Here is a 14,794-nt window from a genome sequence, read left to right on the forward strand (position 1 = left end):
ATCTGCTTGTTCAACTGGTTATTATAGTGATGAAAGAAGCTTATCATAATATAGGTGGTGAGCTTGAAGTCAGATATTATCCTGGATGGAAGAGAACTTTAATTGAAGCAAATAAAGGTAATACAGATGGAGAGTTATTTCGTATATATGGTACTAATAGAGACTATCCAAATTTGGTGATGGTACCAGTGCCAGTTGCTCATATAGAAGGAGTTGCTTTTACTGGGAAAGAGGAATTAAAAAGTTTTGTTATTTCTGGCTGGCACAGTATTCAATATAATACAATTGGTTATATTGGAGGTATTAGATTTATAGCGAATGGTACCAAAGGATTTTCTGGTATAGAAGTTCTCTCTAATATGGAGCAGTTGCTGCAAAGCGTTAATTCTCAGCATTTAGATCTTGGTATTAACGATAGGATAACTTTACTTCCTTTCTTGAAAGCAGATGAATATAGTAATATTAAAATTCTAGAGCCGCCTCTTCAAAAAATAAAACTTTATCATTATCTACATAAACGTAATTCTAAATTGATTCTGCAAATAACAAAAGCACTTAAAAAAATGGAGAATGAAAATAGAATTAAAGTTATTCGGGATGAATTCTTACATAAAATAGCTGAATAGATGTTTTTTGATTTGATTTAGAAAAAACTCCCATGTCAGAGTTGATATTGCAGATGAAAATACTGAGGTTGTTCTTTAATTGCCTAAAAAATATGGATATTGGTAGGCAAGTGAAAGAGGTCAAAGTGTTAGAACTTTGACATTTGGAATAAAAAATAGGCAAGCACTGCAATGCATAAAAAACAGCTAACTGCCACCAATTCGATTATAAATACAACTTTATACTGGCCAAGCTCAGGCCTACGTATAAGCTTTGAGATTAGGCTATACCAAGCGATTAATAATACCCCAAATACTACCAAAACACTTGTGTAAAGCATCGCCGGAAACAACAGTGCAGATAATATAAGTGGTAACCATAGAATCGCAATATACACGAGTTTTCGGTTTATGGGAGGAGGAAATTCCTCAAGCTTGTCGTTATCAACATCACTATCTGTCATTGGTAGCTTTATAACCTGGTAAAAGCTCTAATTTTATATCTTAGTCAAATAGAAAAATATCGCCTAACTATTAACTGAATTCGTGTTGAAGACCCGCTAGAAGGCTTCGTGTTTGGTACAACCTTTATTACTCTAGTGGTAGTAGAAGGGTCAAAGATAATTATTTTAGATCATAAGTTCTACTAATAGTGGGTGATTAATAGAAACTGCAGAGCAGTCCGATGAAATAGAAAACTATACTGAAACTAACGCTGAGTCGGATTTGCTTTAGTAAAGCTTTGAGTGTATCAGGCTGTACGTTGGGCTCTGTCGCAAACTTTTACCCATCATGATAGCCTTTCCAGCTTCCTCTAAATTTCTGATTATTTTGTAGTCGATATGAGTTCTGATGAGCGCTTCAAAGGTTGTCATTTCCCTAAATGTGTCGTACTACAAGTTGTCTACTATTACCTTCGATTTGCCTTGAGCTACCGCGATATAGAAGAACTCATGCAAGATCGCAATGTGGATGTAGATCATGCGACTATTCAGCGCTGGGTGACTAAATACGGGCCAAAATTAGAAAAGCAGTTTCGAAAAAAGAAGTCACCTGTTGGCAGCAGTTGGCGAATGGATGAGACCTATATTAAGGTAAAAGGCAAGTGGTATTACCTTTACAGGGCCGTTGATAAAGACGGGCAGACCATTGACTTCTTATTTACCAAGCACCGGGACACTAAGGCTGCCAAGCGATTTTTCAAGAAAGCCATTCGCGCTAATGGCGTACCAGAAAAGATAACAATTGATGGCAGTGCAGCGAATAATGCGGCTATTGAGGAAATAAATAAAGAGATGGAGAAGCCAATTATTATAAGGCAAGTAAAGTACCTCAATAACATTATTGAGCAGGACCATCGATTTATAAAGCGGATTACCCGACCAATGTTGGGCTTTAAATCATTTAATAGTGCTCGATCAACACTGGCTGGTATTGAGTTGGTGCATATGCTTAGGAAAGGTCAGTCTACTGACCCAGCCGCTCAACATAAGACAATGTTTGAACAATTCTGTGCATTAGCAGGATAAGTGCGCCCAAGGGAAAGTAGTTTTTGAATTAATGAAATTTTTGCGACAGAACCTCAACAAATAACTCTACAATCGACTCAGATAATGATGGTTTTACCAATGCTCAGGAATTAGTATTGGGGAGAAATCCAAATGAAAAAGAAGAAGCAACAAAGGTTTTATTGGCCAACTCTAAACAAGACTGGACTACAGAAGGAAAGCAAGGATATAAAAACTGGTATTATGGTTACTTCGACTATAAAAATGATGAAGATAAGCATTATCAAACTGTAGAGTTTATTACACTTACCTCTAATTATTGGACTGGTACTAAGTGGGATTTAAATCAGAATGGTTCGCCGTTTTTAGAAGTTGGACAAGAACAGTTTATACCTAGTGGACCATATCCAGGCTTTAGAACTAATGAGCACTGGCCAATTAAGCGCTGGATTAGTCCTTATACTGGTACAGTAGAGATCAACTGGTTAGTTCATAAGGTAGTATCTAATAATGGTAATGGCTTTACTGGAAAATTATTTATTAACGGCAAACACTATGCTCAACAGCAGATCCAGGCAAATGATCATCAAGGCACAAATAAAACTCACCGAATTAATTTGAAAAAAGGTGATATTTTAGATTTTGCTATTAGCCCAGAAGGTAGTGATGGAAAGCGGAGTAATCATGGAGACTACGGCCATATTTATATTTCTATAGATGCATTGCCTTCAACAATGACAATTAATGATTCTTAAGTAACTTTGCAACATATTTTCATATTTTTAGGCAGCTTTCGCTGCCTAATCACAGATTTTTTTGTTTAAATTTTTAGAGTAATTTTAAAATGCAGTTTAAACAGACTTTATTAGCCGGGGCGTTATCGTTATTTATTTCCCCGTTAGCACTGTCAGGTGCAAGCAGTACCACCAGTTACCAATACGACGATCAAGGCAATGTTACGCAAATTGATGGCCCACGTACGGATGTTCAAGACATTACCCAATTTAGTTATAACGACAAAGGGCAGTTAACTGAAGTTGTTAATGCCCTGGGGCATTCCATTCAATTATCCAATCACAATAGTTTTGGTAATCCTCAACAAATCACCAATGCTAATAGTACGGTGACTGAACTATCTTATGACGAAATAGGTAGGCTAATACAAGCTACCATTAAAAGCACAGTGGGTGATATCACCACTCGTTTGGAATACGATGCAGTTGGTCAAGTAACGGCGGTTTATTTACCCAATAGTAGCGAATTACATTATGAATATGATGGAGCAAAACGCTTAACGGCTATTCAAAATGGCTTAGGCGAACGCATCGAATATCAACACGATAATGCAGGGAATATTACCAAGCAGGTTGTTAAATCTTCAACCGGTGCAGTAGTCAACCAATTTAGCCAGGCTTATGATGAAATGAGTCGGTTATTAAAAACCGTGGGCGCTAATGGTCAAACCAGCCACTTTGTATACGACAAAAACAGCAATACGACAGGTGCGACTAATCCCCGTAATTATAAAAGTGGCAATGCATATGATGCGTTAAATCGGTTGGTACAAAACACTGATGCATTAAACCAAAGCACGCAATTTAAATACGATTCGCAAGATAACTTAACCCAAGTCACTGACCCGCGCGGTGTCACTACTACTTTTCAATATGATGGTTTAGGCCGTTTGGTCAAAGACATTAGCCCCAGCAGTGGTGAAACGGTTTATAGCCACGATGCCACCGGTAATGTGACTCAAAAAGTAGATGGCCGCGGTGTTGTGACCAAATACAGCTATGATGCTTTAAATCGTCAAACCAGCCGATCTTATCCTGCTAGCCCAGAGCTGAATGTTACTTACCTTTATGATGACACCAACGATGGAAGTAAAGGCATTGGCCGCTTAACCGGTATTCAGGACCAGTCAGGCTTAATTGCTTACCAATATGATGACCGGGGTAATGCCACCAAAACCATGCGCTCGGTTAGCCTGAATGGTAAGGATCAATTCTTTGGTGTGGCCTATGGCTACAACCTGGCTAACCAACTGACCCGTATTCAATACCCCTCTGGTTTAACCATCAGCTACCAACGCAATGGTAACGGTCAGGTTAACCAAGTCACAGGTCAATTTAAAGGAAGTGATCAGGTCATTAATTTAGCCAACAATATTGGCTATGTACCCTTTGGCCCTGTACAACAATTGACGTGGGGGAATGGTAAAACCTTAAACCGCCAATATGATCAGGATTTACAGTTAATTCAGCAAACCGTACAAGGGATTCAAGAGCTAAATTACCAGTATGATCCAAACGGAAACATTACCGGCATTGATAATTTACTGGCTGAGCAAAACAACAGCTCATATGGTTATGATCCGTTAGACCGCTTAATCGAAGAGCAAGCCAACTACGGCCGTAAAACCTATGAATATGACCCGGTCGGTAACCGCACCAAGCGTACAACCGAAAAAGCCGGTAAAACTGAAACGCAAAAACTAACCTATGCCGAAAATAGCAACCGCTTAATTAAGCATGAAGAAAGCAATGTCAGTTATGACGGCATGGGTAATACCCAAAATAACGGTAATGGCTTACAGCTCCAATATAATGGCCAAGGGCGTTTAAAAGCCGTTGTTAAAGGTGGAGCTACCCAAGCGGAATACCGCTATAACGCTATCGGTGAGCGAATCGTTAAAGAGCTTGGCAGCCAAACCGTTATTTACAGCTACGACCAAAATGGGCAGCTGCTAGAAGAAGCTTATTACAACGCTAGCAACCAGCTGTTCTACACCCGTAACTATGCTTGGCTAGGTACTCAACCCATAGCCATGTTAGAGCAATGGCTAAACGACAAAGGCCAAAGCACTAAGCAGCAAGTTGCATATATCCACAGTGACCATCTCAACACTCCACGAGTGGCTACTAATGCAGCAGGCCAAGCCGTTTGGCAATGGCAGTCTGATGCCTTTGGGGTTGGCTTAGCTAATGAAGATGTGGATGGTGATGGCCAGAAGACAGTGGTTGCACTGCGTTTTCCTGGGCAGGTTTATGACCCAGAGTCAGGACTACACTACAACTACTTTAGGGATTATGCCCCGAACTTAGGGCGCTATATTCAGAGTGATCCGATTGGGTTGGAAGGCGGGCTTAATACTTATGCGTATGTACTAGGAAATCCTCTAAAGTTGATAGATCCAATGGGTTTATATAGCACAGTTCAAAAATGCACCTACCCTTATAACTGGGCTCACTGTAGCGCTGCTGGAGGAAATGAAGCAGCAACTGCTAATGCGGCAAGAGCTGCGGCAAGGGCTGCAGCCAAAGAAAAAGTATGTGAAGAAGATGAAGGTTGTCCTCCTTGTAATCCGCCTGCAGGAGAGCTGTATAACAAAGTAACACATTATAAATCGCACTCAAAGAGTGGAGATATAACCAAGGGCTCACATGGATGTGAAGAGCATACAGGAAGCCCAGTTCACTGGCATTATGATACGATGAGGCAAAATACAAAAACTTGTCAGTGTTTTGAAGCGAAGCATCAGTTTGGTGGTTGCGGTGTAGCTCCTCCATAGTCTTATATTTCTTATATTTCTTATATTCTGCTTGAAAAAGCAGAGTATAAGCTATTTTTTAAGTAGTAATATTTGTATGAAAAACTTAGATATAACCAATAATGATTTTGAAAGAATATCCTGGCACGATAACATGATTCATGGCTTTTCATTTGATGTAAATGCTGAAGAGTTCCGTTCTGACTTAATTATTGATATTGATTACATTGTAGAATGGTCATGTGATGATGAGTCAGAGTTTAAAATTTCTCCTTCTTTCCTTACTTTTCATGATATTACTGACTTATATATTAATATCGACTGGGGCGAAAGTGGTTTTATGAACGCGGCTTCAGGTATCTTTATTATAGACATTCAAAGAAAATCTGTAGAAACAAAATTACGAATGAAAAACTATTATAAATGGACTATTATTCTAAATGATAAGAATCATAGTATATCTTTTGGTGCATCTGGATTTACGCAGAAAGCTTACATCGACCCAGTGTCTACTGATATACAATACCTTAAAAAAAATCAAAGAATAGTTTAGTGTGTTCTTGTAGCGAACCAAATTACCACCATACTTTTCACCAAATTATTGGTCATACTGTTTGTTGGTAATTTGAACTCCTATTAATCAATAATATCAATAAGCGCCAGTTAGTTATAATAACTGTGATTTTTGCTCTCTTTTATGAGCAGTCATTAATAAGCTACTTTTTACGGGGAAGATCAAAAATATTATCTAGTTTTTTGCTACGTGACTTAACGTTTTTTATTTTGCTAAGTAATTGAGGTGATATATTCCACTTTTCACCAGACTCAGCTAAAACAGTGATGGTTTTCTTATTGCATTTTACGACTATACCAACTTGCCGGCCACGGCCAGATGATTGAAAACTCACTTGATCACCAGTAAAAAACTGCATCATTTCCTTTTGAGTATGCACTGTATCTAAAAACTTAAGGCGTTCTACAATTTGTTGATTCAGTTTTATTAACTCTTCATAAGATAGAGAATCAATATCAATACTCATTTTGAGATTCCTTTTTTTCTAATACAGTGTGCCAGCTGTAATTAAGATATACAACACAGTAAAACATTCTACTCTGTTTGATTAGTTTGTTCCAGGTTTAAACCTCTGCCAAAAGCTAAACTATCGTAACAGCCTCATTTGATCAAACTAACACCCGTCGTATACCCCGAAGCACTTACCGAGTGCTTTGCCTGCTTCACCACCCACCGACCATCAACACCAGTCCTTACTCCTTGAATAATCACTGGCCGTTCAGCTATTAATTCAGGATTACCTACTACCGTTATGCTTAAACTGGCTTCTGTATCATTTAACCCACTTAATTTGGCTTTAGCGCTGGCTTGGGCTGCTTCCTTGGTTGGATATACCATTTTAGTAGTATAGATCGGCTCGCCTTTACCCACCTTTATATGCTCTGTCTTACCACCTTCAGCACTGTGATATTTAGCCATCACACTTTTATAATATTGCCTGTCAGGGGCTTTTAAATTCCATTTATTAATTTTAGAAATTGTTATTGGTGACAATTGTTTACCAGTGGCTGTTTTAGTTTTTCCACGCTCTACAAACACTAAGTGCTCCATCATTGGCTTAACAATCGCACCATGATCTAAAGCAATGCGACTTAAAAAATTAATATCGGATTCTTCTGTCTGGTCTATATGATCAATGACAATAGGCGTAAATACTTCTGCAATTTTAGGTTTCAAGCCATTGTCATTGGCCACTGTGGTGACAATATCCACCAGCTTTTTTTGATGCCATGAACGGGATTTAGGGCTACGGAGCTGATCCCTTAAGTTAGCTCCTTTCGCCTGAATGGTCATCTGATTAGGAGGACCAGAGAGCGACACTTCATCAATAATAAAATCGCCCATATGTATATTCTGGATGGCCACCGATAGTTTGGTGCCTTTGGCGGGTATCGGTAAGTTACCTTCAGGGTCAGATAGTTTAAGGGTTACACTATCTGACTTGATCCCTGCTTCATCGGTGAGTTCGAGACTAATAAGGTGACGACTGAAGTCTATTAACTGAGAATTAATTTTAACTTGATAATTAATCACTGTTGGTAGCAGTATTATTTTATTGAGAAAAGAATGTTAGAAAAAATTAACAGGAATAAATGGTATAGATAATATTTAAAAAGGATTTTGCTTAGAAGGATAAAGTGAAGTGAGTTTTAACCGGTTGGTAGCGGAGGCTGGATTCGAACCAACGACCTTCGGGTTATGAGCCCGACGAGCTACCAGACTGCTCCACCCCGCATCAACGTGGAGCGCATACTATGAGTATTAACTGATTAAGTCAATGTATTACTGGAATAATGCCTCATTTATCTTAGGTATTCTGCTAACTTCAGGTAAAAAGACCTCAATACCAGCTGTGAATACAGGCCCTTGCTCCACTAACCTCGGATTGGCATCTAACACCTGCAGCACAAAACTTTCTTCACCATAATACTGCTTACAAATCCAGTCCAGGGTATCACCGTCCTTTGTTCGGTATACTGTCGCCATAGTAGGTTATGCTCACGCTGAATTCAATCTTACGGCAAACGCCTTCCTTATCCGGGTAGGTGCCACTTTCACTCACTTGGGTGATACACCAATAGCCGAGTATTTCGCCAGTACCCGCTACCAAAATGAAGGGTGCACCTGTACCGGCTAGCTCTACCATATGAAGCAGACTATCACGACTGCCATATTGGCCAGGGTACATGGTGCCACTTAAAGCCATCGTTCGAACGGTTTCCCCGGTATACTGCTGCTGAGGATAACCCCCTATAATAGGCTGGCTGGCCCATTTAAATTGCCATTGTTGACGAAGTTTTTGATAGCTGGCTGTCTTGATGGAAAATATAAAATCACCCAGCTTGAGTAGTGTATAACTCATAGAGCAGCCGCCATATCCATATCATAAAGCGCGCCTCGCTGCCTGGCTTCGGCTTCCTGCTCACGTTCTTCTAAAGCATCCTTCACTTGCTGTGTAACTTCTTCTGCAGACATACCAGGGGCTGCATTGATGGTAATCGGTGCGTTTAGGTGGGTAGTGACATTCATATTCTTTTGCTGGTTGATTTGCTGTAGCCGCTTTTCTATTTGCTTAGCATTAACAGCTTGTGTCTCTTGTATCTGGGCTCTGCGTTGCTGCGTTCGCTGGTTAATTTTTCCGGCAACTGTTTTCTTTTCTTCCTCATCATCACCAGTAAACCAACGTTTAATACCTTTTAGCTTCTCAATGGCTTTATTAATCCACTGGAACTTGCTGCGAAGCCAATCAATCGCTGGTTGCCAGACTTTCATGAATAGCTTTTTAGCTGAAAAACTAGAAAGCCTGTTTTTAATGTTATTTACCCCTGAGCTAAATGCATTAAGCACAGAATCCCAGAGATTACTAAAATAGTCTTTGATCTGGTCCCAGTTAGCGATTAATAAACCTAGAGGTGTACTCGTAAAGAAGTAGTTTTTAATAGCCTCCCAGGCTACACCGAATATTGCTTTGACTCTCTCCCATAAGTTACCAAAGTAGTCTGTGATTGGTTCCCAATTAGATATCAGCAAGCCTAGCGGCGTAAAATTGAAAAAGTAGTGTTTAATGGTTTCAAATGCTGAACTACAAGCATTAGCAACAGTATCAAATGTATCACCTAAAAAGGTAGATACAGTACTCCAGTGGGTAATAATTAATGTGGCACCAATCGCAATGGCTTTAATAATTAGGCCAACCGGATTGGCCATCATGGCTAAGCCCACCGCTTTAATTGCCGGAATTAATGCCACTATTGCCGTGCCTGCGGCTAATACCGCCCCCACTAATTTCACTCCAACTAAAGCGGCTACAACAGCCACAATATTTTTCCAACCAATGGTTTCCTCAATAAAATGACTGACTTTACTAGCCACAGTAACGACGGTTTTGCCCAGGTTCCACATAAACCGACCCACACTCACTAATGAATCAGCTACCTGGATTAACACTTGATTAAAGCGAGCGCCGTATTTTTCATGGAAAGTTTTAAACTTAATCATGAGCTTGGTCACCAAGGGCATAAACTTGGCACCCACTGATTTACTGACACTGCCAATGATTAGTTTAAAGTTTAAAAACGCGTCCTGGAAATCCTCGGCATTTTTGGCATCTTCTTTTGAGATAATATTGCCAGTGGCTCTGGCGTCTTTTCTTAGTGCATCGAGTCCTTTTTTCCCATCCTTCAGCATATTGACTAGCCCAACACCTTCGGTATCAAATAGCTTCATCGCCAACCGGACTCTATCTCCTTGTCGATCATCACCAATATGCTTAATTGCTTCCGAGATATGCTCAAACTGTTCTTCAGGTTTCAGCGAGTTTAACCACTTAGCGTCCAGCCCTAATTCTTTGAGCGCTTTACCGGTTTTACCAATGCCTGCGGCAGCTTCCGACACCCGTCGTACCATCCGTTGGGAGGCAGTATTAAATTGCGCGGTAGACACCCCAGAACGCTCAGCCGCATATTGATATTCTTGGAGCCCTTCGACACTAAAGCCCAGTTTAGCCGCATGCTTGGCAATGGGGTCTCCTCGATCAGCCGTGGATTTCACCATGGCCAATAAACCACCTGCAGCCCCCGCTAAGCCACCAGCGGCCCATTTACCGGCGGTTTTTAACTGGCCAAGCCGTTGCATCCCTGATTGCTGAAGTCCTTGGAAACGGGCGGTACGCTGCATCTGTCGTTGGGTACGTGCCAAGTTATTTAAATTGACTCCATAGCGTTGTGCAGAACGTGAAGCCCGCGACAAGGATTGCTCAGTACGCCGAATCGCATTGGCTAACTGCTGATTACTACCACCCGCTTGTTGTTGCTGTTGGCGTAATCGAGCAAGACGCTGGCGATACTGATCCACCTGTCTTACAGCGGCTAGTTTTTTATTGGTTTCCCGGTAAGCTTTACCTAACCGACTGGCAGCAGATTCGGTTTTTTTAAATGACTTCGCCAGCGACTTATCAATATAAGCGCCGATAGCGATATTGAGTCTATTAGCCATGATTATTGCTTAGGAAGGGATTTATGCCAATCAAGGAGGTCTTCAAGGTCCATGTCTAACAACTCTGACAATGGGGTGCCTCGCAGATAATAAGACAGGTTTAGGCAGATTTGCTGGACCGATCGCCAGTCGAGTCTAAAAAACCAGCCACCACATCATTAAGGCGTTGAAAATCAGCGGCATCTAGCTCTTCTATCGTTTTAATATCCAAGCCCGATAAATCCGCAATCATATGGATACTTTGGCTAATTTCACCGCCACCGCGTTTTTCAATGTTTTTCATGTCTTTGGTTTTGGGGCGGCGTAAAGTGACTTCGTTAATCACTTCGCCATTGCGTTCGATAGGGTAATTTAAAGTAATTAATTCGCTCATGATGCACCTATTGTGTTGTATGTTGGTTTAGAGTTTATAAGCCTAAAAATTCACGGACGCTTTGCATGTGATCAGTGCCTTCTATTTTGCGCACATGGTTAACCACATCGATCTCGTAAATGAGTTTGTTATTGATGGTGAGTTTGTAGTAATCCAGTTTGACCGTGGTCGTTAAGCTGGATAGCTCGGCTTGTTTCCATTCACCAAAATCTATTTCACTCACCAGGCCACGGCAAACCGCATCAATTCCTTGATCACCCTGACCAGGGTTGCGCAATACACCTTTGATATTGAACGGCACTTGCTTACCTTGCTGGAAACCAAACTCTTTCAGTACGTTGATATTACAGTCATCAATGGTAAAGCTCAGCTCCATGGCTTCCATCCCCATATCCAGGTGGGTAACGCCATCCATGCCACCACCTCTAAACTCTTCGGTTTTAACTGTGAGCTTTGGGAGTGTAATAGACTGCACTCGTCCTGCCTGGCTTACCCCATCAATAAACAGGGTGGCATAAGTGACATTATTGGCGTGCACTGAGCACCTCCTTAAAATAATCGTCGGTTAACGTCGCATTAAAGGTGATATGTTCAGCTGGGGTGGGCGGGGTAAAATCAAAGTTAAAATACACCTTGCCATCCGCTAAGGCGTCTGGGGTATTTAAGTCTGGATCAGCCCAGCAAGTGCCGCCTAAAATAGCCCCGATATTTTTTAGCCGACGTAGATAATTGTTGACACCTTCCGTTACATCAGCCACATAGTTTTTGCTGATATTTCTATCAACCGCCCACATATGCGCCCGCTGCAGTGAGTCATAAATAATTTCGGCTGTGCGCACTACATTAATAAAGGCCCATTTAGGATCACCACTACAGGTACGGTTACCCCACAGGCGGTAGCCATCTTCCTGAATAATGGTGGTGACATCATGGCTATTTAAGTAATTGGCTCGGCAGTTTTTATCACCCAGTTTAAAATCAATCGGTCTTGCGGTACCTAGCACGCCGTTCATTAATTTATTCGAGGGTGAATGCCAAAACCCGTTGTCGTTATCAATTTTAGCCATGAGTCCCGCGACTCGGGCTGAGGGTGGTTCAATGACAATGCCGCCTTTACCTTCATTTGCATCGCTATTCCAGACTTTAACCCAAGGATCGACTAGGTAGGCATAACGTTTACCAAATGCTTTACGGTAGTTAACGGCCTCTTCACCTGTCGTATTAGGGCCATCAATGATTGCCACTCCACCTAATCGTTCAGCGGCTATGATCAAGGTATCAGCAGCGGCTTTGATATGTGAAAATTCTGGTGCAATTAAAATACGTGGCTCGACATGTACGGTACTTTTAGCATCAAGCAGTGCATAAATACCGGTATTAGGTTCGCCTGCCTTACCAATAATGGCACTCAGTGCCGTATTTTCATTATCCGTCGTTTCTGGGGCTACTGGTGGTTTATCGTTTACCCGAATAACGACAACCATCGCCCCAATCTGGTCAAAGATACCTTGTAAGGCGGCAGGCAAAGTACCTGTTTCACCTAATTCTTTAGCTTTTTTTAAACTACCGGCTAATAACACTGGGGTGTCATAGGGGAAAACGTCGTCTTTAGCCTCGGGCGCTGTACCCACTAAACCAATCACACTGCTTTTGACGGTACGTATTGGGCGTGGACCGCTGTCGATTTCAACGACCTCGACGCCATGGAGAAATTCTTCAGGCATAAGGGTTCCTTTTTGAATTAATTTATAGGGGAGTATAGTGCTAACTATGATCGTTCGATTGAGCGCCGGCTCTCACGATCAAGGTCAGGCAAAGGGTCTGTATCAAAAGGATTTTCGCCGTGCATTGAAGGATAATAGCCCCATAGCGGCTTATCCCTATCAATGGGCACATAACCCGTCACAATCGCAGGCCAGAAAAATAACACTTCACCTGCCGGAGAATACACATAAGGGTGAGCATGAAAATATGAGCCAGGCTGGCTTTCATAGTTTGCACCGCATACCCCCCATTCATGATTAACACCGTTAAGCCAGGTATAACGAATATCACCAGAGATTAATTTTGCATAGCAGCCTACAGTGAGTGGTACTGAACGGTTGGCAGGAACTGTGGGGTAAATAGAGTAGGCATTATGTGTATCTCGATCATAACCGCTCCACTTCAGTCTCAGTACACGAATGGTCGGCTGTAAATACTTATGCCCTTTAAGCCCCATACACGTCAGAATTTCTTTTTCTTCGCTATCTCGCTGCTCCCAATCTATACCAGTTTTAATTTCTCGATATAATGAGACTTCAATAGAAAATGCTTCGCTTTTATCAAATCCATCTAACATCTTATCCACTAAATTTCCAAACTGATTTTTGGATTGTCGGTAAAAGGGGCTTTCCTTATGGGCCTCTAACATAAAAGCATTAAAACGATCTTCAGCGGCTTTCAGTTGCTGATTAATATCATTGATTTTATTTTGTACTACTTCTGTTAATTGATTACTGGCCTGTACCGCATCTGCTAACCGTTGTTCGATAGTCATCATTTCCTCGCTGTTTTTTCGTATTGATTAAATGAAAATAACAATTCCAGGTGGCGACGCATTTGGTCAATTTGCGCCTGACTTAACATAGCGAACTGCTCTAAAAATAAGGCAATGGCAATATCCGCCCCTTGGTCATTGACGGTAATGGCGTCGGCAGGCATGCCACTGAGTATGAAGTCAGTCGAGAAAAAACAAGGCGCGCTTGCAGCCTTATACTGCAAGGCTTTCTCTAATGATGACCAAACCGCTAATAAAGTGCCATCCTCTAAAAATATGCCAAACTCTCTAATCCAAAACTCTGACTCACCATCGGCTATGGCGCTTAAAATGATATGTGTTTTACCGGCACGTTCACTTTTTGAAATAGGCAACCTGAGTTGCTCACTTTTTAATTGAGTCTGTTTCGCGTTAGGCAGGTAACGACCATCACCCAGCGCAATTTCAGCAATGGTGGCTTGTAAACCATCATTACTGGCATTAAATACCGCCTGCAATCCTGCATCGGTAATAATAGGATTAATTTGCATGGTTATTCCTATACACGAATAATTGTCAGTGGACGGACTACAGCCGTCGCACAAATACCCAGCGTGTTTTGCTGCTCAATGCGACCAACACTGGTGACTCTGATGCTATTGATATTTCGAGTAACACAACTTGCTGTAATGCCTGTATTAAATTTGGCACCCAGCTGAAAACTAAAATGGCTGCGTACATTTTTAGTACGTTGAATAGTTTCTTGGATTTGCTCAATTAATTCTTTATTTAAAATATCACCTGATGTATTTAAATTATCATTGGCATAGGCAGTAACCTGAAAAGTAAAGGGCTTGCCATTGTATTCAAACCACTCTTTAATTTCGGTTTGCACATGTAATGCGTCTAGTGCTTTTTTAAGCGCACCTCTTGTGCCTTTAATCCGATGCACCGCCACACTATTCGCAATGGTTTGTCGTTTAACATACTCAGGCCAATCTGGATTCCATACATCCACCGATAAGGCCCAAGCCAACCAGGGCAAACAATTCGCTGGGCAAGTATCAGGATTCCAGACGTGATTAGGATAAGCGGGTATGTCACTCATACGACCAGTGCTATCAGCCAATCCTTCCTCTAAAGGGCTTGCATTGTTGGGTAATAAACTCATG

Annotated in this window: 16 protein-coding genes and 1 tRNA gene; 5 read left to right on the plus strand and 12 right to left on the minus strand. The window is 41.3% G+C overall.

Annotated features, from left to right (window positions below):
- The first annotated feature begins 29 nt into the window (after window positions 1-29).
- The 5 genes from OQE68_RS16575 to OQE68_RS16595 all read left to right on the plus strand — a co-directional run bounded on the left by OQE68_RS16575 (window position 30) and on the right by OQE68_RS16595 (window position 6,216).
- Entirely contained in the window at window positions 30-626 is a 597-nt protein-coding gene (locus OQE68_RS16575; protein WP_180571035.1) for a type 2 periplasmic-binding domain-containing protein, read from the plus strand.
- Window positions 627-1,447: 821 nt separating this feature from the next.
- A complete protein-coding gene (locus OQE68_RS16580) occupies window positions 1,448-2,134 on the plus strand; it encodes an IS6 family transposase (protein WP_266195703.1) in 687 nt (228 codons plus the stop codon).
- 116 nt (window positions 2,135-2,250) lie between these two features.
- Window positions 2,251-2,868 carry a hypothetical protein gene (locus OQE68_RS16585; protein WP_266195704.1) on the plus strand — a complete coding sequence of 206 codons (618 nt, stop codon included), beginning with the start codon at window positions 2,251-2,253 and terminating at the stop codon, window positions 2,866-2,868.
- An 89-nt stretch (window positions 2,869-2,957) separates the two neighbouring features.
- Entirely contained in the window at window positions 2,958-5,684 is a 2,727-nt protein-coding gene (locus tag OQE68_RS16590; RefSeq protein ID WP_266195705.1) for an RHS repeat-associated core domain-containing protein, read from the plus strand.
- A gap of 76 nt (window positions 5,685-5,760) precedes the next feature.
- Window positions 5,761-6,216: a hypothetical protein gene (locus OQE68_RS16595; RefSeq protein ID WP_180571923.1), complete on the plus strand. Its 456-nt coding sequence runs from the start codon at window positions 5,761-5,763 to the stop codon at window positions 6,214-6,216.
- Between the two features lie 163 nt (window positions 6,217-6,379).
- On the opposite strand, the gene OQE68_RS16600 is transcribed toward OQE68_RS16595, so the two are convergent.
- The 12 genes from OQE68_RS16600 to OQE68_RS16655 all read right to left on the minus strand — a co-directional run bounded on the left by OQE68_RS16600 (window position 6,380) and on the right by OQE68_RS16655 (window position 14,793).
- A complete protein-coding gene (locus OQE68_RS16600) occupies window positions 6,380-6,703 on the minus strand; it encodes a hypothetical protein (protein ID WP_180571785.1) in 324 nt (107 codons plus the stop codon).
- A gap of 134 nt (window positions 6,704-6,837) precedes the next feature.
- Complete coding sequence (locus OQE68_RS16605) at window positions 6,838-7,770, minus strand: contractile injection system protein, VgrG/Pvc8 family (protein ID WP_266195706.1); 933 nt, start codon at window positions 7,768-7,770, stop codon at window positions 6,838-6,840.
- Window positions 7,771-7,895: 125 nt separating this feature from the next.
- A tRNA-Met gene (locus OQE68_RS16610) sits at window positions 7,896-7,972 on the minus strand.
- Window positions 7,973-8,019: 47 nt separating this feature from the next.
- Window positions 8,020-8,223 carry a tail protein X gene (locus tag OQE68_RS16615; protein WP_266195707.1) on the minus strand — a complete coding sequence of 68 codons (204 nt, stop codon included), beginning with the start codon at window positions 8,221-8,223 and terminating at the stop codon, window positions 8,020-8,022.
- Window positions 8,192-8,599, minus strand: coding sequence for a phage tail protein (locus tag OQE68_RS16620; protein ID WP_266195708.1), 408 nt, complete (start codon window positions 8,597-8,599; stop codon window positions 8,192-8,194). The genes OQE68_RS16615 and OQE68_RS16620 overlap by 32 nt, the downstream gene beginning before the upstream one ends.
- Entirely contained in the window at window positions 8,596-10,731 is a 2,136-nt protein-coding gene (locus tag OQE68_RS16625; RefSeq protein WP_266195709.1) for a phage tail tape measure protein, read from the minus strand. Before OQE68_RS16625 ends, OQE68_RS16620 begins: the two co-directional genes overlap by 4 nt.
- 100 nt (window positions 10,732-10,831) lie before the next feature.
- A complete protein-coding gene (locus OQE68_RS16630) occupies window positions 10,832-11,104 on the minus strand; it encodes a phage tail assembly protein (protein ID WP_180572272.1) in 273 nt (90 codons plus the stop codon).
- Between the two features lie 34 nt (window positions 11,105-11,138).
- Window positions 11,139-11,642, minus strand: a complete 504-nt coding sequence (locus OQE68_RS16635; RefSeq protein ID WP_266195451.1) for a phage major tail tube protein — start codon at window positions 11,640-11,642, stop codon at window positions 11,139-11,141.
- Entirely contained in the window at window positions 11,629-12,828 is a 1,200-nt protein-coding gene (locus OQE68_RS16640; RefSeq protein WP_266195450.1) for a phage tail sheath C-terminal domain-containing protein, read from the minus strand. Before OQE68_RS16640 ends, OQE68_RS16635 begins: the two co-directional genes overlap by 14 nt.
- Window positions 12,829-12,872: 44 nt before the next feature.
- A complete protein-coding gene (locus tag OQE68_RS16645; protein ID WP_180572154.1) occupies window positions 12,873-13,646 on the minus strand; it encodes a hypothetical protein in 774 nt (257 codons plus the stop codon).
- Complete coding sequence (locus tag OQE68_RS16650) at window positions 13,643-14,173, minus strand: phage tail-collar fiber domain-containing protein (RefSeq protein ID WP_266195449.1); 531 nt, start codon at window positions 14,171-14,173, stop codon at window positions 13,643-13,645. Before OQE68_RS16650 ends, OQE68_RS16645 begins: the two co-directional genes overlap by 4 nt.
- Window positions 14,174-14,181: 8 nt before the next feature.
- Complete coding sequence (locus OQE68_RS16655; protein WP_266195448.1) at window positions 14,182-14,793, minus strand: phage tail protein I; 612 nt, start codon at window positions 14,791-14,793, stop codon at window positions 14,182-14,184.
- Window position 14,794: the final 1 nt, after the last annotated feature.

The organism is Spartinivicinus marinus (assembly GCF_026309355.1).
In the GTDB taxonomy this organism is placed as follows: Bacteria; Pseudomonadota; Gammaproteobacteria; order Pseudomonadales; family Zooshikellaceae; genus Spartinivicinus; species Spartinivicinus marinus.

Bases quoted from the DNA above. Each gene is read 5' to 3' on its own strand.
- OQE68_RS16580 (WP_266195703.1), top strand. From the start codon at position 1,448: ATGAGTTCTGATGAGCGCTTCAAAGGTTGTCATTTCCCTAAATGTGTC.
- OQE68_RS16620 (WP_266195708.1), bottom strand. From the start codon at position 8,599: ATGAGTTATACACTACTCAAGCTGGGTGATTTTATATTTTCCATCAAG.
- OQE68_RS16655 (WP_266195448.1), bottom strand. From the start codon at position 14,793: ATGAGTTTATTACCCAACAATGCAAGCCCTTTAGAGGAAGGATTGGCT.
- OQE68_RS16575 (WP_180571035.1), top strand. From the start codon at position 30: ATGAAAGAAGCTTATCATAATATAGGTGGTGAGCTTGAAGTCAGATAT.
- OQE68_RS16595 (WP_180571923.1), top strand. From the start codon at position 5,761: ATGAAAAACTTAGATATAACCAATAATGATTTTGAAAGAATATCCTGG.
- OQE68_RS16615 (WP_266195707.1), bottom strand. From the start codon at position 8,223: ATGGCGACAGTATACCGAACAAAGGACGGTGATACCCTGGACTGGATT.
- OQE68_RS16590 (WP_266195705.1), top strand. From the start codon at position 2,958: ATGCAGTTTAAACAGACTTTATTAGCCGGGGCGTTATCGTTATTTATT.
- OQE68_RS16645 (WP_180572154.1), bottom strand. From the start codon at position 13,646: ATGATGACTATCGAACAACGGTTAGCAGATGCGGTACAGGCCAGTAAT.
- OQE68_RS16625 (WP_266195709.1), bottom strand. From the start codon at position 10,731: ATGGCTAATAGACTCAATATCGCTATCGGCGCTTATATTGATAAGTCG.
- OQE68_RS16650 (WP_266195449.1), bottom strand. From the start codon at position 14,173: ATGCAAATTAATCCTATTATTACCGATGCAGGATTGCAGGCGGTATTT.
- OQE68_RS16630 (WP_180572272.1), bottom strand. From the start codon at position 11,104: ATGAGCGAATTAATTACTTTAAATTACCCTATCGAACGCAATGGCGAA.
- OQE68_RS16640 (WP_266195450.1), bottom strand. From the start codon at position 12,828: ATGCCTGAAGAATTTCTCCATGGCGTCGAGGTCGTTGAAATCGACAGC.
- OQE68_RS16600 (WP_180571785.1), bottom strand. From the start codon at position 6,703: ATGAGTATTGATATTGATTCTCTATCTTATGAAGAGTTAATAAAACTG.